Genomic DNA, 20663 nt, shown 5'->3' with positions numbered 1-20663 from the left:
ATCCCTTCCAATTCCATATTCAATTTTCAAAGATCACAGTCTCTAACCGTCCCGGCCAGACCCTCGAAGAAGGCCCCGCCGCGTCGGTGAACGGGCTTATACGGGGACCAACCAACACTGTCAAACAATCATCATAAACGAGTTATCCACACCACAAAGCCACAGTTTCCCTACACATTCAAACCTTACACACACTTTCCATTCACAATCCAAAACTAAAAAAACTAAAAAAACGCCAGAAAAATCTGGCGTTTCTTCTGAAAGTCCCGGTTTTCCGCAGAATTCAGTCTTGCGAGACGGAATGACCGTTAATCGTCAGCCCCTTCTCACCGGCAGAGACGTGGATAGTGTCCCCGTCGCGGATGGTTCCATCCAGCAGCAGGCCTGCCAACGGGTTCTGAAGACTACGCTGGATTACGCGCTTCAAAGGCCGCGCACCGTAGACCGGATCGTATCCAGCTTCAGCAAGCCACTCCCGCCCCTTCTCATCCAGTTCCAGAGTGATCTTACGATCTTCCAGAAGCTGCCGCAGGCGGCTGAGCTGAATATCGACAATCCGTCCCATATCTGCACGCTGCAGACGGGAGAACAGGATGATCTCATCCAGACGGTTCAGGAATTCCGGCCGGAAGTGATTACGCACGACCTGCATGACCTGAGCCTGAACCAGATCCGGCGATTCACCATCTTCCTGATTGGCCAGAACATCCGAGCCGAGGTTACTGGTCAGCACAATGATCGTATTGCGGAAATCTACCACACGACCCTGGCCATCCGTCAGGCGACCATCGTCAAGAACCTGAAGCAGGATGTTGAAGATGTCCTCATGGGCCTTCTCCACCTCATCAAACAGGATGACCTGATACGGACGACGACGAACAGCTTCCGTTAGCACGCCACCTTCGTCGTAACCGACGTAACCCGGAGGCGCACCGATCAGACGGGACACCGCGTGCTTCTCCATGAATTCGCTCATGTCGATCCGCAGCAGGGCCTTTTCGTCATCAAACAGGAACTGGGCCAGCGCCTTCGTCAGCTCGGTCTTGCCAACACCCGTTGGGCCAAGGAACAGGAACGAACCAATCGGGCGGTTTGGGTCCTGAAGACCTGCACGGGCGCGACGAACCGCATTGGAGACCGCAACAAGCGCCTGCTCCTGCCCGACGACACGATCACGCAGGGTGTCTTCCATCCGCATAAGCTTGGCACGCTCACCTTCCAGCATGCGATCTACCGGAATACCCGTCCAGCGGGACACGACCGAAGCAATGCCCTGCTCCGTCACGCTGTCAGCGAACAGACCTGACTTGGACGCTGCGTCTTCCTCTTCCTGAGCCTTGGCAATCTGGGCTTCAAGGTTAGGGATCAGGCCGTACATCAGCTCGGATGCCTTGGCGAGATTGCCCTGACGCTGCGCCACATCGACATCGGAACGCGCTGTATCCAGTTGTTCCTTCAGCTTCTGGATGGCGTTGACGCGATCCTTCTCAGCGTGCCACTCGGCACCCATCGCATCGGACTGCTCTTCCAGATCAGCCAGTTCGGCTTCCAGAGCCTGTAGCCGATCCTTCGACGCCGTATCGTCTTCCTTGCGGATGGCCTCACGCTCGATCTTCAGCTGAATGATGCGCCGATCAAGCTCATCCAAAGCTTCCGGCTTGCTGTCGATCTGCATCCGCAGACGGCTGGCAGCCTCGTCGATCAGATCAATGGCTTTATCCGGCAGGAAGCGATCCGTGATGTAACGGTTGGAAAGCGTTGCGGCGGAAACGATGGCGTTATCCGTGATGCGAACACCATGGTGAAGCTCGTACTTTTCCTTGATGCCACGCAGGATCGAAATCGTATCTGCAACGGACGGTTCACCGACAAAAACCGGCTGGAAGCGGCGGGCAAGCGCTGCGTCTTTCTCGATATACTTCCGGTATTCGTCGAGTGTGGTTGCACCAATACAGTGAAGCGTACCGCGGGCCAGTTCCGGCTTGATGAGGTTGGACGCATCCATTGCACCATCGGAGCGGCCAGCGCCGACAAGCGTGTGCATCTCATCAATGAAGAGAATGATCTCGCCTTCTGCGGTCTCAACTTCCTTGAGAACAGCCTTCAGACGTTCCTCGAACTCACCACGGAATTTCGCACCAGCAATCAAAGCGCCCATGTCGAGCGACATCAGCTTCTTGTTGCGGAGAGCCTCAGGCACATCGCCGTTGACGATACGCAGAGCGAGACCTTCAACGATCGCAGTTTTACCCACACCCGGCTCACCGATCAGAACCGGATTGTTCTTGCTCCGGCGCGCCAGAACCTGAATGGCCCGGCGAATTTCTTCATCACGACCAATAACCGGATCAAGCTTGCCAGCCTGCGCCACCGCCGTCACATCGCGAGCATATTTTTTCAAGGCGTCAAACGTGTTTTCAGCAGAAGCGCTGGTCACAGTGCGACCTTTGCGGATCTGGGCAACAGCACGCTCCAGCGCACTAGCATCAGCCTTACCGTCAACGAGCGCCTTACCTGCCGGAGAATTGCTGGCGGCAATCGCCACTAGCAGTCGATCCTGCGCAACATGGCTGTCGCCTGCATTCTTTGCTGCGGCTTCGGCGGAGTCCAGCAGACGCACGAAATCAGGTGTGGCCTGTGGCTGGCCAGCGCCACCGCCCTGAACTTTCGGCAGTTTGGCAAGCGCCGCATCATTGGCGGCCTGAACAACTTTCGGATCGCCACCTGCTGCCCGGATCAGGCCAGAAGCGGCGCCCTGTTCGTCATCCAGCAGGGCCTTGAGCAAATGCTCCGGCGTCAACTGCTGGTGATAATCCCGAAGGGCAATGGTTTGTGCAGCCTGAAGGAAACCCTGGCTGCGTTCCGTAAACTTCTGAATGTCCATTCTGATATGTCCTCTCATGCCCCGTATCGGCGGCATATGATGTCTCGGCCGCCCCCGAAGGCGACGACCGGTGATGAATATTTAGGCACTCATTTTTTTGTTTCAAGAGCCTCCCGATGACGTTTCGCGGGCCCGTGCAGGACCATGTCAGCCTCAGAAAGCCGGTCAAAGGCATTCCGTTGCTGATGCCAGTAAGGGTAAACCAGATCCGGCGCACTGACTTCATCCAGACGCGCAACCTGCGCCTTGGTCAGACGGAGCGAAGCCGCTGCCAGATTATCCAGAAGCTGGCTTTCTTTGCGCGCGCCGATGACCAGAGACGTCACCCCCGGTTTATGCAGCAGCCAGGCCAGCGCCACCCGAGCCACTGAAACATCATGCTCCTCCGCAATCTCAACCAGAACCTCGACGGTATCGTAGAGCTTTTCGATATTCCGGACTTCCGGCTCCGGCCATCCCGAGATGCGGCGACTATCGGCTGGAGCGGTCTTTCCGCGACGATACTTGCCCGTTAGCAATCCACAGGCCAGCGGGCTCCAGATCTGAACACCCAAGCCCTGATCCACGGCTAACGGCAGCAGTTCATACTCGGCGTCTCGCGCTTCCAGAGAATAATAGATCTGCTCGGACACAGGTGTAATCAACCGATCCCGCTCTGCCGCAGACAGAAGCTTCATGGCCTGCCAGCCTGCAAAGTTGGAAATGCCCGCATAACGGATCTTGCCCTGATCCCGGAGGGTCTGAAGCGCTTCCAGCGTTTCCTCAACCGGCGTCAGGCCGTCCCACTCATGCAGATAATAGAGGTCAATATGATCGCGACCCAGCCGACGCAGGCTGTCTTCGCAGGCATTGAGAATGTGATGTCGGGATAACCCTTGTTCATTAGGCCCCTTCCCCGTTGGGAACCGAACCTTGCTGGTCACAAGCAGCTCCCTGCTGCGCCCTTTCAGAACACGCCCCAGAATTTCTTCAGCTTCACCGCCAGAATAAGCATCAGCGGTATCGAACATGTTCACCCCATGCTCGACGCAGAGATCCACCATGCGAGTGGCCTCCGAGACATCAATATTACCTGTCGCGGCGAAATCACCCTGCCCACCAAATGTGACAGAGCCAAAATTGAGGGCGGAAATCTTGAGGCCAGAACGGCCTAACTGACGATACTGCATATCCATCAGGTTCCTCTTCTGAGACACACCATGACAGACAACACCTTAACGGCGCATCGGTCCCGGTAAATTCCGTCCTGCTCCCGTAATCGTGAGCAACCCGGCATCTCGTTGGAAGACACTCTGTTCAGGATCGGCAGGCCGGTCCATGATTGATGTCAAAATCCTTCGATCCGGAGCCGCCATGCCGTCATTCCGTCTCCGCAGAGCCCTGCTGTCCTGCGTGTTTCTTCCGTCCCTGCTGGCTGCCCTGCCGGCCCAAGCCGCCGAACCGGCCGCCTGCATGGTCGATCTTGCCAAAACACGAAACGGCACGCTTGGACTGCCGAACCACGCCGAAGTCACCCCGGATGGACATTCCGTTCTGTTCCTGCGCTCCGGCCCGTTCGATACACGCCTGCACCTGTTCCGCTATGATCTCCCGGATCACACTCTCCACGAACTCGCCGCTCCCGAAGCCGGTCCGGAACACCTGTCCGTAGAAGAAAAAGCCCGACGGGAGCGTGCCCGACAGTCCATGTCCGGCATTACGGACTATCAGATGAGCGAAGACGGCGGTACAATCCTGGCGTCTCAGGGCGGTCGCCTCATCCGGATCGCCACCGATGACGGACGCGTCTCGTCCATTGATGGAAACTGGATCGCTCCGCGTCTGTCTCCGAATGGCCAGACCATCACTGTCGTTCGCGATAATGATCTCTACGCCGTCGACCTCGTCAGCGGTGCCCAGACGCGCCTGACCACAACAGGCACACCAACCCTGACAAATGGCCTTGCCGAATTTGCAGCGGCGGAAGAACTGGAACGACCGGACGGTGCCTGGTGGTCCCCGGACAGCCAGACGATCCTGTTCGAGGAAGCAGATTCCAGCACGGTTGAAAAGCACTACATCACCAATCCGGAAACGCCGCAGGCTGCTCCTGTCGAATTTCGCTATCCCCGTGCCGGGACGCCCAATGCCCGCACACGGTTCGGCCTCATCAGTGCCAAGGGCGGCAAGACACGCTGGATCAGTTGGGACCATGATGCATGGCCTTACATGGCCCGTACTGTCTGGCGGAAGAACGGTGGCCTGTTTCTTGTTGTCTTGAACCGACAGCAAACGCAGGAACAGGTTCTTTCCGTCGATCTTGCAACCGGAAAAACCTCAGTCCTGCTTGCAGAGGCAGACAAGACATGGCTGAACCTGAACCCACGGGAAGCAGCTGGTGCGCGGGCTCTCCCGGTTGTTCTGAATGGCGGACAGGGCTTCCTGTGGGCTTCCGAGCGCGGAAAAACCTGGCAGCTTGAACATCATGCTGCCGATGGCTCCCTGAAGCGGGTTCTTACTCCAGACACGACACCTTACGTCGCGTTCAATGATTATGACGCTGACAGCAACAGTATCGTCGTTACGGTACGACCGAACCGGATCGACACTCAGGTTGTCCGTATCTCGCTGACCGACGGCAAAACAACGCCCATTGCGACAGAACCAGGCACCCACACCATCCATTTCACGTCGGGCGCTCACCGCCTGATGATCGACAGCTTCGCGTCTGCTGATGGCACCCGCCGCACAATGCTCCGCGATGCAAAAGGCAAGATCCTCGCCACCCTGCCCGGCGTTGCACAGCCCCCTCACCTTCCCGTCCATGTTCAGTTCACAACGACAGGTGAACGTCAGCTTGACGCGGCCGTCATCCGGCCAGAGCATTTCCAGAAAGGACATCGCTATCCCGTCGTGCTGTCCGTCTATGGCGGCCCGGGCGTCAAACTTGTGCACGACACGCCATCAAGCTTCATGGAAGAGCAGTGCCTCGCCAATCAGGGCTACGTCGTCGTCACGCTGGACGGGCGTGGCACACCCGGACGGGACCATGATTTCGAGCGCGCCATCAAAGGCAACCTAATTGATGCGCCTCTTCAGGACCAGATCGACGGTCTTCAGGCGCTCGGTAAAACCTACCCCGAACTCGATCTGACACGCGTTGGTGTCTACGGATGGTCTTTCGGTGGCTATTTCACCGCCATGGCGACAATCCGCCGCCCGGATATCTTCAAAGTCGGCGTTGCCGGTGCTCCGCCGGTTGATTTCGCGGATTATGACACCGCTTATACCGAGCGCTACCTCGACACACCGCAGAACGACGCTGAAGGATATCGCAAAAGCAATGTCCTGACATATGCCGACAACCTGAAACGTCCGCTCCTGCTCATGCACGGCCTAACGGACGATAATGTCTATTTCGAAAACACGATGAAGCTGACGCAGGCCCTCCTGAAAGCGGGAAAGCCCTACAATCTTCTGCTTCTGCCCGGCACACATATGCTGCCAGACCCGATCCTCCGGGCTCGCGTCACGCAGAGGCGGGCAGAGTTTCTGGGTGACGTTCTGAAACCCTGAGCCTTCTGAAAAAACAGCGTCTTTGACATTTTCGAAGACGCTGTTCTCTTGTCAGTGAGACAGGTCCGGAATCAACACCAAAAGATCTTCCATCGCCGGAGCAATGGCCGATACAGGCGTACGTTCATTCAGGCCATGCATGAACGAGTCAGAGTTTTTGATGAAAATCGGGCTGATCCCGTAGCTCGGCACGCCATGAGAGCGGAACCACATACTGTCACTCGCCCCTGAAGACATGGCCGCAAAAACCGGAACCCCTGGATAAGCAACGTGCATGCCATGTTCAATGGCTTGCACGACATCCGGTCGCATCGGAGAGGCTGCGGTTTCCACAGACCCTTCCGTTGCATCTTCAATCGTCATACCCGGATCATGAGCGGCCTGACGTAGCTCCTCCATGATGGCTGCCCGAGGGTGACCGGGAAAAATACGGCAGTTGATATTCGCCGTGGCCCGCTGGGGAAGCGCATTCAAAGCGTGCCCGCCATCAATCATGGTCACGACGCAGGTCGTTCCAATCCGTCCGATAAAGGACGGGTCCGCAGAAAGCGTGCGGATGGCTTTTCCATCAGACGGATTGGCCGCAAACACTTTCATGGCCGATGCAATTTCCGGCTTCTGCCACCGGGCTGCATTCACGAAATAGCTCCGGCTCAGATCGTTCAGTTCCGGCTTGAAGCGGTGCTGCTGAATGTGAAGCAGATCAGCCGCAAGCTCATCAATCGCGTTAACAACACGCGGCTCCGAAGAATGGCCACCCGGATTGGTCACAGTCAGTCGGAAATCAGCGTAGGTCTTCTCCGCACCTTCCCATGTAAAGTAATCGGGCTTGCCGGTTTTTTCATCCAGCGTGCCATTCGCGCCATCCATATTCAGGACAAGTTCCGCATTGGCCAGCTTGCTCGCGATGATAGCGCCGGTCGCCATCGTCGTTTCCTCATCGCCCGAGAACTCGAGAATGATGTCACGACGCGGTTTGTAGCCTCCCTTTTTCAGCTCCAGAAGCGCGGCAATCGCCAGTGTATCATCGAGCTTCATGTCGGTTGAACCGCGCCCGAGCAGATATCCGTTTTCGATCTGAGGCTTGAACGGGTCATGCGTCCAGTCAGATGCCTTGGCTTCCACCACATCCATATGACCGGAAATGACCAGAGGCTTCAGAGCGGGATCACTGCCTGGCCAACGCGCAATGAGATACGCCGTGTCTTTATAAGGGGTGATAACGACATCTGCGGGAGCAAAACCTCCCTTGATCAGGGCGTCCCGGAAAAGAGCCGCAACCTGAGGCGTCTGGTTACCATCTCCCGCGACAGAACGAAGAGCGATGGACTTTTCCGCAAGATCAAGAGCCTGATGCGCTGCATCCTGATGGTCTGGTGTTGCCGCCATCGCACTCCCCGCCATCAGGGCCAGTGACAGCACCGCTCCGATATTTTTCCGCATCCGTCGTATCTCCTGAATCAGATACGGAAGCGTAACTGTGCTTGCCCTTCATGCCTAGTCAGGCCGCAGTTTCCACTCTTCACGGAGAACCGTTCAAGGCCCATGCGTCAAGCAGACTCGCACTTAACGAGCCTAAACAGAAAACAGATCCAGAAGATCAACACCCGACTTTTCAGACATGACCTGACGGTAGGCTTCCACTTCCAGCGGGTAACACAGCCCCTTGATCAAAGACATGCTGTGCAACTGGGCAAACAGATGAATATCATCTGTGGAAAGAGTGCCGTTCACGGCCTCCGGCGACTGGATCAACGATGCCAGTTTTTCTAGCAGGGCATTCAGTTCAGCAATTTCCTTGGACCCATCTGCAAGAATTTCCCAGAACGCCCCAGTTGACTCTTCTTTGCGTCGAATGAAACCGGCGCGGGCGGAGGTCGTCGCAAATTCAGGCAGCGGCGCGCAGACAGCACGCGGCAGGAAAAGACGATATGTCGCGCGGCTTCCCGCCTTCAGCCAGTCCGCGATCTCTGGTCGCACCGGGCCTGTCAGAAGCGGTGCGCCAATCCCGTCGATATGGGACACAATATCCATGCTCTCGGGCATATAACGCCCGTTTTCTTCCAGAATTGGTACGACTTTCCGGCCAACCATGCTGATCGGACCGGCTTCATCATCATTCAGGAAGACACGCCGCTCGAAAGGAATATTTTTCAGCCCGAAAATCATGAGAGCCTTCACGCAGAACGGGCAGTGCTCGTAGATATGCAGGATGCGTGCTGTCTGGTTCACGGCTTTCAGTGTCCTTCTCAAAAATCAGGCTTCCCCGACCGCTCCAGAGAGCAGCAGAGGGTCAATATCGATGGCGGCCAGAGCCTTGCGCCATTTCTTCGCATGATCCAGTCCGAAAACAATCTCGTCACTGGCAGGAGCGACAAACCAGGAACTGTCGCGCAGGATCTCTTCCTCCAACTGCCCCGGCCCCCAGGCGGCATGCCCCAAAGCCATGAGAGCCTGCTTCGGACCACGCCCTGCCGCCAGATCCCGCAACACATCCAGACTGGCTGTCAGCGTTGCACGATCATTGACGCCCAGACTGCCCTCCCCGGTCCAGTCCGTCGAGTGCAAAACGAAACCATGAGAGTGATCGACTGGCCCCCCCATACATACGGCAATACGACGTTCCGGCGGACTGGGTTCAATTCCCAACTGCGCGAAAAGATCATCAAGCCCCGGTTGAGCCAAACGACGGTTGATAATGAGGCCCATTGCCCCGTCTTCAGGGGAGTGTGCACACAGATAGATCACGCTCTGGGCAAAAACCGTTTCCGCCAGTTGCGGAGCAGCGACCAGAAGCATGCCTGTCAGGTTGTCATTCTGTCCGGCGAGTGTTTTCTTCATTTCTTAAAGATGGGTGCATCTCTTGTCTCTTTGCAAGCGTTCCCCTCTTGAGAGTTTTATGGAGGTCCCCATGTCCCTGACTGTTCTCGTCACCGGCGCCACCGCAGGCTTCGGACACGCCATCGCCACCCGTCTGGTACGGGACGGCCACCGTGTCATTGCCACAGGAAGACGCGCCGAGCGGCTTGAAACGCTTCACAAGGAACTGGGAGACGCTCTGCTGCCTGTTCCGCTCGACATGACTGACAAGGAAGCGCTGCGCGCATTACCAGAAAGCCTACCTGAAGGTTGGCAGATCGTAGATGTTCTCGTGAACAATGCTGGCCTCGCCCTCGGCATGGAGCCAGCTCAGGAAGCCAAGGTGGAAAACTGGGAAACCATGATCGCCACCAATATTTCCGGACTTATCGAAATTACCCACGCGCTTCTTCCCGGCATGGTGGAACGCAATTCAGGCTATGTCCTGACACTGGGCAGCACTGCGGGAACCTATCCTTACACGGGCGGTAACGTCTATGGCGCCACGAAAGCCTTCGTCCGCCAGTTCAGCCAGAATCTCCGCACGGATCTTCTCGGCAAGCGTATTCGTGTCACGGATATTGAACCCGGCCTGTGCGGTGGCAGCGAATTCAGTAATGTCCGCCTGAAGGACGACGGAAAAGCCGCAGACGTCTATAAAGACACGACCCCCCTGACGCCGGAAGATATAGCCGAAACCGTCTCTTGGCTCATCGGTCTGCCCTGGCATATGAACGTCAACACAATGGAAATTATGCCTGTCTGTCAGGCTTCGGGTGGACTGGCGGTGAACCGGCATGTCGGCTGAAACTGGTGTTCCATCCCGTCTGAAAGTCACGGACGGTAGCAAATTCCGCCTCTCCGACTTCAAAACCGATGACCGGGTCGGGCATGACAAGAAAAGCGCGCATACCCGCATCCGGGACTGTGTGGATCGGATGGCCATTCTGCAGGGGCGGCTTGCCGCCCATGGCTCTCACGGCATTCTGGTTGTGCTGCAGGGCATGGATACGGCTGGTAAGGACGGCGCAATTCGCCATGCCTTTTCGGGCCTGAACCCTCAGGGCTTTCATGTCACGTCCTTCAAGACGCCAGCCGGTCCTGCGGAAAAACGGGATGATCTGTGGCGGGTCCATCTGATGGCCCCCGCGCGCGGTGAAATTGCCGTCTTCAATCGCAGCCACTACGAAGACGTTCTGATTGCCCGCGTTCATCCCGATTTCGTCAGAGCCCGTGGGCTTGACCCGGATACTCCCGGCTTCTGGGATAAAAGGCTGTCCGATATCCGACATTTCGAGAGTTACCTGACGCACCAGAATATCGTTGTTCTGAAGCTGTTTCTCCACATCTCGGCAAACGAACAGAAGAAACGTATTCTCAAACGCCTGACACACCCCGAAAAGCGTTGGAAATTCTCGCCTTCCGATCTTGCTGAACGTGAGAAATGGCCGGACTACACACAAGCCTACGAAGCCGCCATTCAAGCCACGGCAACACCCGAAGCCCCATGGCATATCATTCCTGCAGATCATAAATGGGCTGCCAGACTCATGGTCGCGGAGGCTTTGCTAGAGGTCCTTGAAGGGCTGCATCTCAAAGTCCCGGAAGAAAAACTCTCCGATGCGTTACGAACTGCACGCGACACGCTCCTTGCAGAAGATTCCAAGAAGCCTTGAAAAGAAAAAGCCCCACCGAAATTATCCGGTGGGGCTTTTTCAGTTCAATCTGGTCGTCAGATCAGGAACGGCGCTTGCGGCTCGTTCCTTCACCGGTCGGACCACTGGACTTGGAACGGCTGAAACCAGAGCCGCCACGGCCCTTGTATCCACCACCGCCGCCGGAACGCGGACCACCCTTGAAACCGCCGCCGCCGCCGGGACGACCAAAGCGCTTGCCTTCACCCGGATTACGGCCACGGGCACCATAGCCGCCGCCAGCAGGCTCAGCAGATGGCTCGATCGTCACTTCATCAGGCTCGGCACCAGCAACACAGGACTTGAAGCGCTCGACGCTCTCATCCGTAATCTGGAAGTAGGTCTGATCCTGCTCGATGCGGATGCTGCCAATGTCGCGCTTCTGGACATTGCCAAGACGGCAGATCAGCGGAATCAGCCACTTCGGATCGGCACGCTCGGTACGGCCAACGCCCATCTTGAACCACTGACCGGACACAACGCGCTCTTCACGCGGAGCACGTTCCCCACGCTCGCCGCGTTCACCACGGCTGCTCGGAGCTTCAACAGACATCGGACGGATCTGCTCGACCTGCGGCAGGCGGGCACGATACATTTCCACCAGAGCTGCTGCGAGCTTCTTGGCGTCATAGGTTTCGGCCAGCTTCAGAACCAGTTCATCCGTCGTCTCTTCCGAGGCGTTGGCAAGAATCGGATCTTCGAGCAGACGCTGTGTATCTTGAGCAGCAATCGCCGCAGCCGTCGGAACGGCTTCCCACTCAGCATTCACACGCGCCATGGCCAGCAGACGCTCAGCGCGACGACGCTGATTCATCGGCACCATAAGAACGCTGGTGCCCTTACGGCCCGCACGCCCCGTACGGCCGGAACGGTGCAGCAGCGTTTCAGAAGCCGTCGGAATGCTGGCATGAATGACGAGGTTCAGCGCCGGAACGTCAATGCCACGGGCTGCAACGTCAGTCGCAACACAAACACGGGCCTGACCGGAACGCAGGCTTTCGATCGCGCGGCTACGCTCGTTCTGACCCATCTCACCGGAAATGGCGACAGAGGCGAACCCACGCTCGAGAAGAGCGGCCTGCACCTGACCGACCATCATACGGGTGTTGCAGAACACCATGGCCGTCGGGCTCTCATAGAAACGCAGAACGTTCACAAGGGAACGCTCGATTTCCTGCGGGGCCGTTACGACACAACGATAGGTGATATCAGAATGCTGCTTGGCGCCGGAAACCGTATCGATGCGCTTGGCATCTTTCTGGAAGCGCTTGGCCAGAGAAGCAATTTCGCGAGCAATCGTCGCAGAGAACAGCAGCGTGCGGCGCTCGGCCGGGGACGCATCCAGAAGCTGTTCCAGCTCGTCACGGAAGCCCATGTCCAGCATTTCGTCAGCTTCATCGAGCACGACGCAACGCAGACCGGACAGGTCAAGAGAACCACGGGACTGATGATCACACAGGCGGCCCGGCGTCCCAACGACGATATGGGCGCCACGGTTGAGATCGCGGGCTTCACGGCGGGCATCCGTGCCACCAATGCAACTCGCAATGCGGGCACCGGTCTCGGCATAGAGCCATTCAAGTTCGGACTGGACCTGAAGGGCCAGTTCACGCGTCGGGGCAATAACCAGAGCCATTGGCTGCGGCGACGGCGGGAGGCGATCGGCCTCACCCAGCAGCGTCGGCGCGATGGCCAGACCAAAGGCTACGGTCTTGCCTGAGCCCGTTTGGGCGGAAACCAGAAGATCACGATCCTCCAGCCCTGGCTGCAGAACGGCTTCCTGAACGGGAGTTGGCTGTTCGTAGCCGCGCGCCGCCAGGGCGCGCCCAAGGGCAGGATGAGTATCGGGGAAAGGCATATTTGATGAACACTCGGCAAACGTCACGCCGACGGCAAAAAGCGGCGGCTGGGATGCCGCTGCATAAAGACTTCTGTCCACAAATGCCAGAAGTAACGCATGTCAACCTGCGAATCAGTCAGATTCAGGCTCTTGGCTTGCGTCCAACAACGGCCCGGACCGTGTCCTGCCACGCAGTCAGATCCTCTGGCGGAACAACTTCTCCCGTATCCAGCTCGGCAAAACCGGCGCGGGAAAGCAGGATACTGACAAGCCGGGCACGGTCTTCCGGCTCCAGCGCCTGCCACATGGCCACAGCTTTCTGCTGATGGAACTGGTCCGAGAACGTGACGATCAGCGGAGCCCCCTCTTTCAGAACACGCAGCGCTTCCGTCAGAACAGTCAAAGGCCGGGTTAGGTAGGCGATACCATCACATAGGGTAATGACGTCCAGACTGTCATCCTCAAACGGCAAAATAGGATCTGCATTCAGATCCTGCACGATGCGTGTTTTCAGAGCAGGATTCGTATCCAGAGCCGCTTTTGAGGCGCCAAGCCCGATCACCTCCTGAAAATGGGCCTCCTCAGGGTAATGGCTGAGAGACCCCGCCATCAGATCCAGTACTGTGCCACCAACGGGAAGAGACGTCTGATAAAGGGCCGTCACGGCCGTACGTGCCCCCATATCCATGAGCGAATCCGGGAGACGCTGCGCATAGAAGATTGTATCGGGCTCATTATTGACGCGCGTGAACGCCGCTTCATGAAACCCATCAACTTTTTCTGTGCTGCTCATGATCCATCTCCTCCTGACTGGCCTGTGGAGATGAGGGTATGTTCCTCGTGCGTCAACCCGCAGGATGCTCTATGAGAGGCCCCACCATGACCCTTTCCTTCACCAAGATGCACGGCCTGGGCAATGATTTCATCATCATTGACGGCCGCGAAACTGCCCCGGCCCTCAATACTGAGACCATCCAGAAGCTCTGCGATCGGCGGTTCGGCGTTGGCTGCGACCAGCTTGTCGTCCTCTCCCCCCCGACGGCAGAGGGCGCAGACGTTCTGGTGCGCTTCTTCAACGCTGACGGCTCGGAATCTGGTGCGTGCGGCAATGCATCACGATGCGTGTCTGTCTTCGTAGGCGGAAATCCAACGCTTCAGACAAGTGCCGGTCTTCTGCCAACGTCCCAGAACGGCGATCTGATTACGGTGAACATGGGCCAGCCGCGCTTTAACTGGCAGGATATTCCTCTCGCCCGCGAGTGCGACACCCTGCATCTCCCGCTTCACGATGCCGCCGCCTGCTCCATGGGGAACCCGCATGCGACCGTCTTTGGAGACGTCTCCCGTGCGGAAGACCTCGGACCTTCGCTTGAAAACTCCCCCCTCTTCCCACAGCGCGCCAATATCGGCTTTGCAGACATCATCACACCAACCCATATGCGTCTGCGCGTCTGGGAGCGCGGCGCGGGCCTGACGCTGGCCTGCGGCTCGGGAGCCTGCGCGGCGGTCGTCAATGCCGTGCGTCGTGGTCTGGCGGAGCGCACCTGTGTCGTCACCATGGATGGCGGTGACCTGCGCATCACATGGCAGGACAACGGCGACGTTCTCATGACCGGCCCCGCCACAACAGTCTTTCACGGCGAACTGCCGTGAGCACGCCGTCTGTCCTGACGTTTGGCTGCCGTCTCAACGCGCATGAAAGCGACGGCATGGCCCACCATGCCCGTGGACAGGAAGACACGATCATCGTGAATACCTGCGCCGTGACGACGACTGCCGAGCGTCAGGCCAGACAGGCCATCCGCCGGGCACACCGCGAACGCCCCGAGGCAAAAATCGTGGTCACGGGGTGTGCCTCTGAAATTGATGCAAAACGATGGATGGACTTACCCGGCGTCATCCGCGTTGTGCCCAATGCCGACAAACTCAAACCCGCGACATGGGGGGATAAGCGGTCTGATCTACCGCCCTCCCGTCATGCCCGGGCACTTCTTCAGGTGCAGCAGGGCTGCGATCATCGGTGTACGTTCTGCATCATCCCCTATGGTCGCGGGGATTCCCGCTCCACGCCAACCGCGGAAGCCATCACCCGTGCCCGCGCCCTGACAGAGAATGGACACCGTGAAATTGTCCTGACAGGCGTGGACATCGCTTCATGGCAAGGCGATAGAGGCGAAGGTCTGGGGCAAATGTGCCAGACACTCCTGAAAGCCGTACCCGAAATCGAGCGCCTGCGCTTGTCCTCGATCGATCCGGTCATTCTTGACCCTGAGACGGGTGACCAAGATCTCTGGTGGCTGCTGGAAAACGAACCGCGTCTCATGCCACACCTGCATCTGTCCTTGCAGGCTGGTTCCGACCTGATCCTCAAGCGGATGAAGCGTCGCCATGATACGACGCGCGTCGCCGCCATGCTTCGCCATGCACGCGCCCTCCGTCCGGATATTGGCATCGGAGCAGATCTGATCGCCGGCTTCCCGACAGAGACAGATATTCTCTTTGAGGAAACGCTCTCTTTCATCGAAGAGCAGGCCATCCCTTTCCTGCATGTCTTCCCCTACAGCGAGCGCCCGGGCACACCTGCCGCACGCATGCCCGCCGTCCCAAATGGAGAACGCCAGGCCCGTGCGGCCCGTCTTCGGGAAGCAGGAGATACCAATCGGGATGCCTTCCTCGCCCGGTTTATCAGTCGGACCCTGAATGTTCTGATCGAAACCCCAAACCGTGGACATTCGGCTGAATTTGCGCCTGTCCGTTTGGCAGATGATCTCCCGACTTCCCTTCGTGGAAGCATCCTTCCAATCGAAATCCATACCCTGTCCGACGGGCAACTTCTTGGACATTGGAAGATTTCTGAAGATCGGTGATGAGCGACGGCCTTGCCGGGATAGGCAACACGCAAATCCTTCAGACACCCTTGGCAGCATATCGCTAAAAAGCCGAACACCCTTCAATAACCGCACGAAAACGCGGTTCAACACTTGACGTCCGGCCTGAGCTGTCCGAACTCCCGTTCATGGCTGGATTTTTCTCACGACTCAAACAGGGTCTTTCGCGCTCGAGCTCACGTCTCGGCGCCGTGTTCACGCATCGCAAGCTGGATGATGCTGCTCTTGAAGAACTCGAAGACGAACTGATCGCGGCGGATCTCGGCCCGGTTGTGGCAGAACGCGTCATCGAGAGCTTCCGAAGCTCACGCTTTGGCAAAGACGTCACGAGCGATGAAATCCGCGATGCGCTGGCGGAAGAGATCGCCCGCGTTCTGGAGCCTGTAGCTGTTCCGTTTGAGCCCGATCCGAAGAAAAAGCCACATGTCGTCCTCGTCGTTGGCGTCAACGGTGTGGGGAAAACCACAACCATCGGGAAAATGGCGCGCCATTACAGCGACGAAGGCAAATCCGTTATGCTGGTGGCGGGAGACACCTTCCGTGCGGCAGCCGTGGAGCAGCTTCAGGTCTGGGGGCAGCGTTCCAACGTGCCCGTCATCGCGGGCAAGCATGGCGCCGACGCCGCGGGGCTGGCCTATGACGGCATCAAACGTGCGACTGAAGAAGGCAAAGACCTTCTCCTGATCGACACGGCCGGGCGCCTCCATAACAAGGGTGCCCTGATGGAGGAACTGGCCAAGATTATCCGTGTCATGCGGAAGTTCGACGAAACGGCGCCACACTCCGTTTTGCTGGTTCTGGATGCCACGACAGGCCAGAATGCCATCGAACAGGTTCGCGTGTTCCGGGAGTTGGTGAATGTCACCGGACTGATCGTAACGAAGCTGGACGGGTCAGCGCGCGGCGGCATTGTCGTGGCTCTCGCAGAACAGTTCAAACTGCCCGTCCACATGGTCGGGGTCGGTGAGCAGGTTGAAGATCTACGCCCCTTCTCGGCTCAGGATTATGCCCGTGGCCTGGTTGGTGGGGCCGCAGGCGATCTGGCGTCGCGACTTGTCGAGAGTCAGCCAGAGAGTGGCGACCCCACCTGAGGCCCCGAAAGGCGTTTCAGGTTTTGTCCTGAACCCCTGTATCAAGCCATTCGTCACGCAGGGCGGCGATCCTTTTTTCGATCGCCCTGCGCTCCCTGCGTGCGAAATCAGCATACCACAGCCTTGCCCCGATCGCTGAAGCTTCAGCAACCAGCCATGCAACCCCGACGGCCATCCAGTCCAGAATCAAGGTGATCGGCTGGGTAATCTGCTGAACACAGGTTTGCCAGTCGCCATGGGCCAACCACGCCGTCCTTAGCGGATGAACCATTACAGCCCCCAGATAGAACAGAACGATCATCATGCGCTGACGGTCAGCGTCGGGATCAACGAAATGCAGCACCACCAGCGGAAGCAGCAAAACACCACCGACCAGAAGACTACCGGGCACATAGGCCAGCAACAGGCCAAGAATCAGACCGTGCCACCACTTGAAGGCCATCCTTCCTTCCCGGCCGCGCACTGCCGCCTCTTTCATTGACAGAACTCCAGCCAGATACTGACCATGGACACGACGATCCCGACCAGCAGAGAAAAGAATTCCCCTGCGTTTCTCGCCTGCTTTTCGTGAACGGCCTTACGGTTAGGCTCATCTTCAAGAATTTGCTCCAGATGAGCGATTTCGACCTCAGCCTGCCGTGCCAGCTTGCGATCTTTTTGCAGCCCGGCTGGATCGTTGACGTTATCAAGAAATCTCGTAAGGTTTCCCGCCTCAGCCAACTGGGACAGTTTGGCCCTTCGCTTTGCACGGGCCGTTCTACTCCGCCATTGTTTGAGCTCTGTTTCGAGCAGCGGAAGCGCCCGTTTGGCAATAAAGCTCAGCGCCTCCTTGTCAAAACGGCGCTGCGCTGCGGCCAGAAGTGTCAGATCTGCCAGCCATGATGGCAACCCAGCTTTCTGGGACTGAGCCAGAGGGACAATCCCCTGTCTGGCACAATGGCTCTCCAGAAAAGTCCGCATCTGATCGTCCATGAAACCGGAGCGGCCAATATCTTCGGCAGAAACTTCTTCTTCCGAGAGATGACCGTTAAGCCATTGGAGCAGACCCGCTGAAAGAGAAATACGTTCTTTCAGACACCGCGAAGAAAGACACGGCTGATAAACGTTCATATCGTAGGGCAGACGCCGGAGTTGCTCCATGCCTTTCGCACCTGTTCGGCGGGCGGCAACAGCAAGACCTCCAATCTGTGTAGCCTGTAATGCCGGAAGCGTCGGCGCGTCAAAAACCTCCGGACTGGTCATCAGAAAGCTGGCAATTCCACGGATATTCCGCTGCTCATCAGGCGGAAACACTCCGGCCTCCGCATGGGCCAGCATCTGGGGAATAGCTTCAGGCCAAAACCAGCGCCCCGCCCAGAACATCGGCGCAGCAGGATCCAGAATGGCGATAGCACGCGTGACGACCATCGTTGTCGGATCAACAGCCTTGTTTGCTCCTGACGGAAGAAAGGCCACCCCCGCCTGCTCAATCAGGCTGGACATGACAGAGAGCTCAAGCTCCCGGTGGAGCCACTGGCTGATGATTTTCCGCTGAAGCAGAGACAGAAACTCGTTTTGGTATTTGCCGGCATACCACGCCAGAGCACGTGGCGTTCTGACTTCCACCCCGCCAATCATCAAAGGCGTACGCGCAGGAATCTCGGCTCGGAGAGAGAAGAGTTTACTGGGCGCAATCGTGATCAGATCGCTGGGGCCAGGCCTGTTTTCCGGTGCGTCGGACAGCATTGCTTCCAGCAGAGACACCAGACCTGCAGGCACGTTATGACCCTGCATATAAGCCGTTGCAGACCCAAGCTCGAAGCGGCGCCTGAGGATTTCTACATCCGATAACCCTTTGAGCGGCAGTTCACCGATACAAAGCGACAGAACCAGAACACCCAGGGAAAACACATCACAGGCGATGGTTCCCACACCGCGCGCCGTCGGGTGGCAGGCCGCGGAGCATAAAGGCTCAAACAGGACAGGTTGAAGCGTGGCACCAGCCGCCACACCAAGAGGACCAAGAACAACCTTGTGCAGTCCCTGCCCGACAAACAGATTTTCCGGACGAATACCACGACAGGTTAATCCCGCCGTATCCAGCTTTTCGAGGGCATCCGCCATAGGGCGGATAACGCCGTCGATGATCTGACTTTCCGACCACAGACCTAATCCCTCGGCAAGAGAGGGCCCTGGCGGGTGAGCACACAGCACCCAAAGGGCCCCGTTATGATATTCATGAGCATGGAGGCCAATAACGCTCTCATGCCGGAAGAACATCAGCTCTGAAAATCTGGGGGATGGCATGGACGGTGCCAGCGCCAGCCAGGTTGAACCGGTGGCAGTAATGTCCTGTGCAACCCAGGTGAGACAGCCCCCAATCATTGATTGCTTCTGCGTCGTGTTGACCAGATAGCGATCTGCGATCAGCAGTTCCGGGCTGTCGTCTCCCTGAGTGTAATCCATGTCCGTTCCGTCAAAATCCTGTCTGACACTCTATGCCGGACAGGAATTGAGGCTTCGTTAACGGATTGGAGATTCTCGAAAGCGATCAGTCTTCGAAGGGATCGCGCATCAGGATCGTGTCGTCACGTTCCGGGCTCGTGGACAGCAGTGTCACCGGTGCTTCGATCAGTTCTTCAATCCGGCGCACATACTTGATGGCCTGCGCTGGCAGCTCGCCCCACGACCGGGCACCAGCCGTGGTTTCCTGCCAGCCCGGCATCGTCTCGTAGATCGGCTTCACGCGGGCCTGTGCACCTGGAGCGGATGGGAAGGTGTCGATCTTCTTCCCATCCAGCTCATAGCCAACGCAGATCGAAATTTCTTCCAGACCGTCGAGCACGTCCAGCTTCGTGAGCGCAATGCCAGTCACGCCGCCAACGCGTGCTGCACGACGCAGCATGACAGCATCGAACCAGCCACAACGACGGGGACGACCAGTGACCGTGCCGAACTCATGACCACGCTCACCGATTGTGCGACCAACATCATCGAACAGTTCGCTCGGGAACGGACCTTCGCCCACGCGGGTTGTGTACGCCTTGGCAATACCCAGAACGAACCCAATGGAAGACGGGCTGACACCACTGCCCGAGGCTGCAACAGCCGCAACCGTGTTGGAGCTGGTCACGAACGGATAGGTGCCATGATCGACGTCCAGCATGACGGCCTGCGCACCTTCAAACAGGATACGACGGCCAGAACGACGGGCTTCGTCCAGCCGATCCCAGACCGGGCAGGCAAAGGACATGAGACGCGGCGTGATTTCCGTCAGGAAGTCCTTGAGCTCTTCCTTCGTGAAGGTTTCAGCACCCAAACCCGCCAGCAGCGTGTTGTGGTGCAGCAGAACTTCGTCAAGCTTCCAGTCCAGCGTCTCCGGCTCGGCCAGATCGCAGACGCGAATGGCGCGACGGGCCACCTTGTCTTCATAAGCCGGGCCAATACCGCGACCCGTTGTACCGATCTTGCGATCACCACGCGCCGCTTCACGCGCACGATCCAGCGCACCATGGACTGGCAGGATCAGCGGAGCATTCTCGGCAATCCACAGCGTTTCCGGCGTGACCTTCAGGCCCTGCGCCGTCACGCGGTCGATCTCGGACATCAGGGCCTTCGGGTCGATGACGACGCCGTTGCCGATGACACCAATCTGACCACGCACGAGACCTGATGGCAGCAGCGACAGCTTGTAAACCTGATCGCCAACGACCAGCGTATGACCAGCGTTGTGACCACCCTGAAAACGGACAACGATATCAGCGCGACTGGCAAGCCAGTCTACAATCTTGCCTTTACCCTCATCCCCCCACTGGGTTCCGATCACGGTGACGTTGGACATGAGCTGGCTTCCTCGACTTGGGATACAGGAGT

At 57.8% G+C, this 20663-nt stretch carries 16 protein-coding genes; 6 read left to right on the top strand and 10 right to left on the bottom strand.

The features are described 5' to 3' along the window. Nucleotides 1-283 precede the first annotated feature (283 nt). The gene (gene clpB, locus J4P41_RS09650; protein ID WP_023943489.1) at nucleotides 284-2884 is read right to left on the bottom strand and encodes an ATP-dependent chaperone ClpB; all 2601 of its coding nucleotides are present in this window, start codon (nucleotides 2882-2884) and stop codon (nucleotides 284-286) included. Between the two features lie 89 nt (nucleotides 2885-2973). Then, complete coding sequence (locus J4P41_RS09645) at nucleotides 2974-4053, bottom strand: aldo/keto reductase (protein WP_426066933.1); 1080 nt, start codon at nucleotides 4051-4053, stop codon at nucleotides 2974-2976. A gap of 148 nt (nucleotides 4054-4201) precedes the next feature. On the opposite strand from J4P41_RS09645, the gene J4P41_RS09640 reads away from it, so the two are divergent. After that, nucleotides 4202-6439 (top strand): DPP IV N-terminal domain-containing protein, encoded by a 2238-nt coding sequence (locus tag J4P41_RS09640; protein WP_426066925.1) that lies wholly within the window; start codon nucleotides 4202-4204, stop codon nucleotides 6437-6439. A gap of 51 nt (nucleotides 6440-6490) precedes the next feature. Here the strand turns inward: J4P41_RS09640 and J4P41_RS09635 are convergent, their stop codons facing one another. The 3 genes from J4P41_RS09635 to J4P41_RS09625 all read right to left on the bottom strand — a co-directional run bounded on the left by J4P41_RS09635 (nucleotide 6491) and on the right by J4P41_RS09625 (nucleotide 9280). Further along, entirely contained in the window at nucleotides 6491-7882 is a 1392-nt protein-coding gene (locus tag J4P41_RS09635; RefSeq protein WP_426066924.1) for a M20/M25/M40 family metallo-hydrolase, read from the bottom strand. Nucleotides 7883-8014: 132 nt separating this feature from the next. Then, nucleotides 8015-8671, bottom strand: coding sequence for a glutaredoxin 2 (grxB, locus tag J4P41_RS09630; protein ID WP_426066923.1), 657 nt, complete (start codon nucleotides 8669-8671; stop codon nucleotides 8015-8017). A 24-nt stretch (nucleotides 8672-8695) separates the two neighbouring features. Further along, the gene (locus tag J4P41_RS09625) at nucleotides 8696-9280 is read right to left on the bottom strand and encodes a YqgE/AlgH family protein (RefSeq protein WP_062015986.1); all 585 of its coding nucleotides are present in this window, start codon (nucleotides 9278-9280) and stop codon (nucleotides 8696-8698) included. Nucleotides 9281-9350: 70 nt separating this feature from the next. On the opposite strand from J4P41_RS09625, the gene J4P41_RS09620 reads away from it, so the two are divergent. Together J4P41_RS09620 and J4P41_RS09615 are read left to right on the top strand one after the other, a co-directional pair. Continuing rightward, nucleotides 9351-10106 (top strand): SDR family NAD(P)-dependent oxidoreductase, encoded by a 756-nt coding sequence (locus J4P41_RS09620; RefSeq protein ID WP_426066922.1) that lies wholly within the window; start codon nucleotides 9351-9353, stop codon nucleotides 10104-10106. Then, nucleotides 10096-10974 (top strand): PPK2 family polyphosphate kinase, encoded by an 879-nt coding sequence (locus tag J4P41_RS09615; protein WP_426066921.1) that lies wholly within the window; start codon nucleotides 10096-10098, stop codon nucleotides 10972-10974. The genes J4P41_RS09620 and J4P41_RS09615 overlap by 11 nt, the downstream gene beginning before the upstream one ends. A 61-nt stretch (nucleotides 10975-11035) precedes the next feature. On the opposite strand, the gene J4P41_RS09610 is transcribed toward J4P41_RS09615, so the two are convergent. After that, nucleotides 11036-12850: a DEAD/DEAH box helicase gene (locus J4P41_RS09610; RefSeq protein WP_062021913.1), complete on the bottom strand. Its 1815-nt coding sequence runs from the start codon at nucleotides 12848-12850 to the stop codon at nucleotides 11036-11038. Between the two features lie 124 nt (nucleotides 12851-12974). After that, nucleotides 12975-13625 carry a class I SAM-dependent methyltransferase gene (locus tag J4P41_RS09605; RefSeq protein WP_426066920.1) on the bottom strand — a complete coding sequence of 217 codons (651 nt, stop codon included), beginning with the start codon at nucleotides 13623-13625 and terminating at the stop codon, nucleotides 12975-12977. Nucleotides 13626-13711: 86 nt separating this feature from the next. On the opposite strand from J4P41_RS09605, the gene dapF reads away from it, so the two are divergent. From dapF to ftsY, 3 genes are all read left to right on the top strand, one after another. Beyond that, nucleotides 13712-14485 (top strand): diaminopimelate epimerase, encoded by a 774-nt coding sequence (dapF, locus tag J4P41_RS09600; RefSeq protein WP_426066919.1) that lies wholly within the window; start codon nucleotides 13712-13714, stop codon nucleotides 14483-14485. Continuing rightward, nucleotides 14482-15699: a MiaB/RimO family radical SAM methylthiotransferase gene (locus J4P41_RS09595; protein ID WP_426066918.1), complete on the top strand. Its 1218-nt coding sequence runs from the start codon at nucleotides 14482-14484 to the stop codon at nucleotides 15697-15699. The genes dapF and J4P41_RS09595 overlap by 4 nt, the downstream gene beginning before the upstream one ends. Before the next feature lie 149 nt (nucleotides 15700-15848). After that, nucleotides 15849-16811, top strand: coding sequence for a signal recognition particle-docking protein FtsY (gene ftsY, locus J4P41_RS09590; RefSeq protein ID WP_426066917.1), 963 nt, complete (start codon nucleotides 15849-15851; stop codon nucleotides 16809-16811). 16 nt (nucleotides 16812-16827) lie between these two features. Here ftsY and J4P41_RS09585 read toward each other — a convergent pair whose 3' ends face one another. The 3 genes from J4P41_RS09585 to J4P41_RS09575 form a co-directional block, all read right to left on the bottom strand. Beyond that, nucleotides 16828-17289 carry a hypothetical protein gene (locus tag J4P41_RS09585; RefSeq protein WP_426066916.1) on the bottom strand — a complete coding sequence of 154 codons (462 nt, stop codon included), beginning with the start codon at nucleotides 17287-17289 and terminating at the stop codon, nucleotides 16828-16830. Then, nucleotides 17286-19256, bottom strand: coding sequence for a hypothetical protein (locus J4P41_RS09580; RefSeq protein ID WP_426066915.1), 1971 nt, complete (start codon nucleotides 19254-19256; stop codon nucleotides 17286-17288). Before J4P41_RS09580 ends, J4P41_RS09585 begins: the two co-directional genes overlap by 4 nt. 85 nt (nucleotides 19257-19341) lie before the next feature. Then, complete coding sequence (locus J4P41_RS09575) at nucleotides 19342-20631, bottom strand: adenylosuccinate synthase (protein WP_023943515.1); 1290 nt, start codon at nucleotides 20629-20631, stop codon at nucleotides 19342-19344. Between the last annotated feature and the right edge of the window lie 32 nt (nucleotides 20632-20663).

The sequence above is a fragment of the Gluconobacter sp. NFX36 genome, from assembly GCF_049887835.1.
GTDB lineage: Bacteria > Pseudomonadota > Alphaproteobacteria > Acetobacterales > Acetobacteraceae > Gluconobacter > Gluconobacter japonicus_A.
The sequence above is the reverse complement of the archived record's forward strand: the minus strand, read 5'-3'. Positions and strand labels throughout refer to the sequence as shown.

Coding starts and splice junctions, on each gene's coding strand:
- J4P41_RS09585 (WP_426066916.1), bottom strand. CDS start 17,289: ATGAAAGAGGCGGCAGTGCGCGGCCGGGAAGGAAGGATGGCCTTCAAG.
- dapF (WP_426066919.1), top strand. CDS start 13,712: ATGACCCTTTCCTTCACCAAGATGCACGGCCTGGGCAATGATTTCATC.
- ftsY (WP_426066917.1), top strand. CDS start 15,849: ATGGCTGGATTTTTCTCACGACTCAAACAGGGTCTTTCGCGCTCGAGC.
- J4P41_RS09620 (WP_426066922.1), top strand. CDS start 9,351: ATGTCCCTGACTGTTCTCGTCACCGGCGCCACCGCAGGCTTCGGACAC.
- J4P41_RS09640 (WP_426066925.1), top strand. CDS start 4,202: ATGATTGATGTCAAAATCCTTCGATCCGGAGCCGCCATGCCGTCATTC.
- J4P41_RS09605 (WP_426066920.1), bottom strand. CDS start 13,625: ATGAGCAGCACAGAAAAAGTTGATGGGTTTCATGAAGCGGCGTTCACG.
- clpB (WP_023943489.1), bottom strand. CDS start 2,884: ATGGACATTCAGAAGTTTACGGAACGCAGCCAGGGTTTCCTTCAGGCT.
- J4P41_RS09580 (WP_426066915.1), bottom strand. CDS start 19,256: ATGGATTACACTCAGGGAGACGACAGCCCGGAACTGCTGATCGCAGAT.
- J4P41_RS09625 (WP_062015986.1), bottom strand. CDS start 9,280: ATGAAGAAAACACTCGCCGGACAGAATGACAACCTGACAGGCATGCTT.
- J4P41_RS09575 (WP_023943515.1), bottom strand. CDS start 20,631: ATGTCCAACGTCACCGTGATCGGAACCCAGTGGGGGGATGAGGGTAAA.
- J4P41_RS09615 (WP_426066921.1), top strand. CDS start 10,096: ATGTCGGCTGAAACTGGTGTTCCATCCCGTCTGAAAGTCACGGACGGT.
- J4P41_RS09610 (WP_062021913.1), bottom strand. CDS start 12,850: ATGCCTTTCCCCGATACTCATCCTGCCCTTGGGCGCGCCCTGGCGGCG.
- J4P41_RS09635 (WP_426066924.1), bottom strand. CDS start 7,882: ATGCGGAAAAATATCGGAGCGGTGCTGTCACTGGCCCTGATGGCGGGG.
- J4P41_RS09645 (WP_426066933.1), bottom strand. CDS start 4,053: ATGCAGTATCGTCAGTTAGGCCGTTCTGGCCTCAAGATTTCCGCCCTC.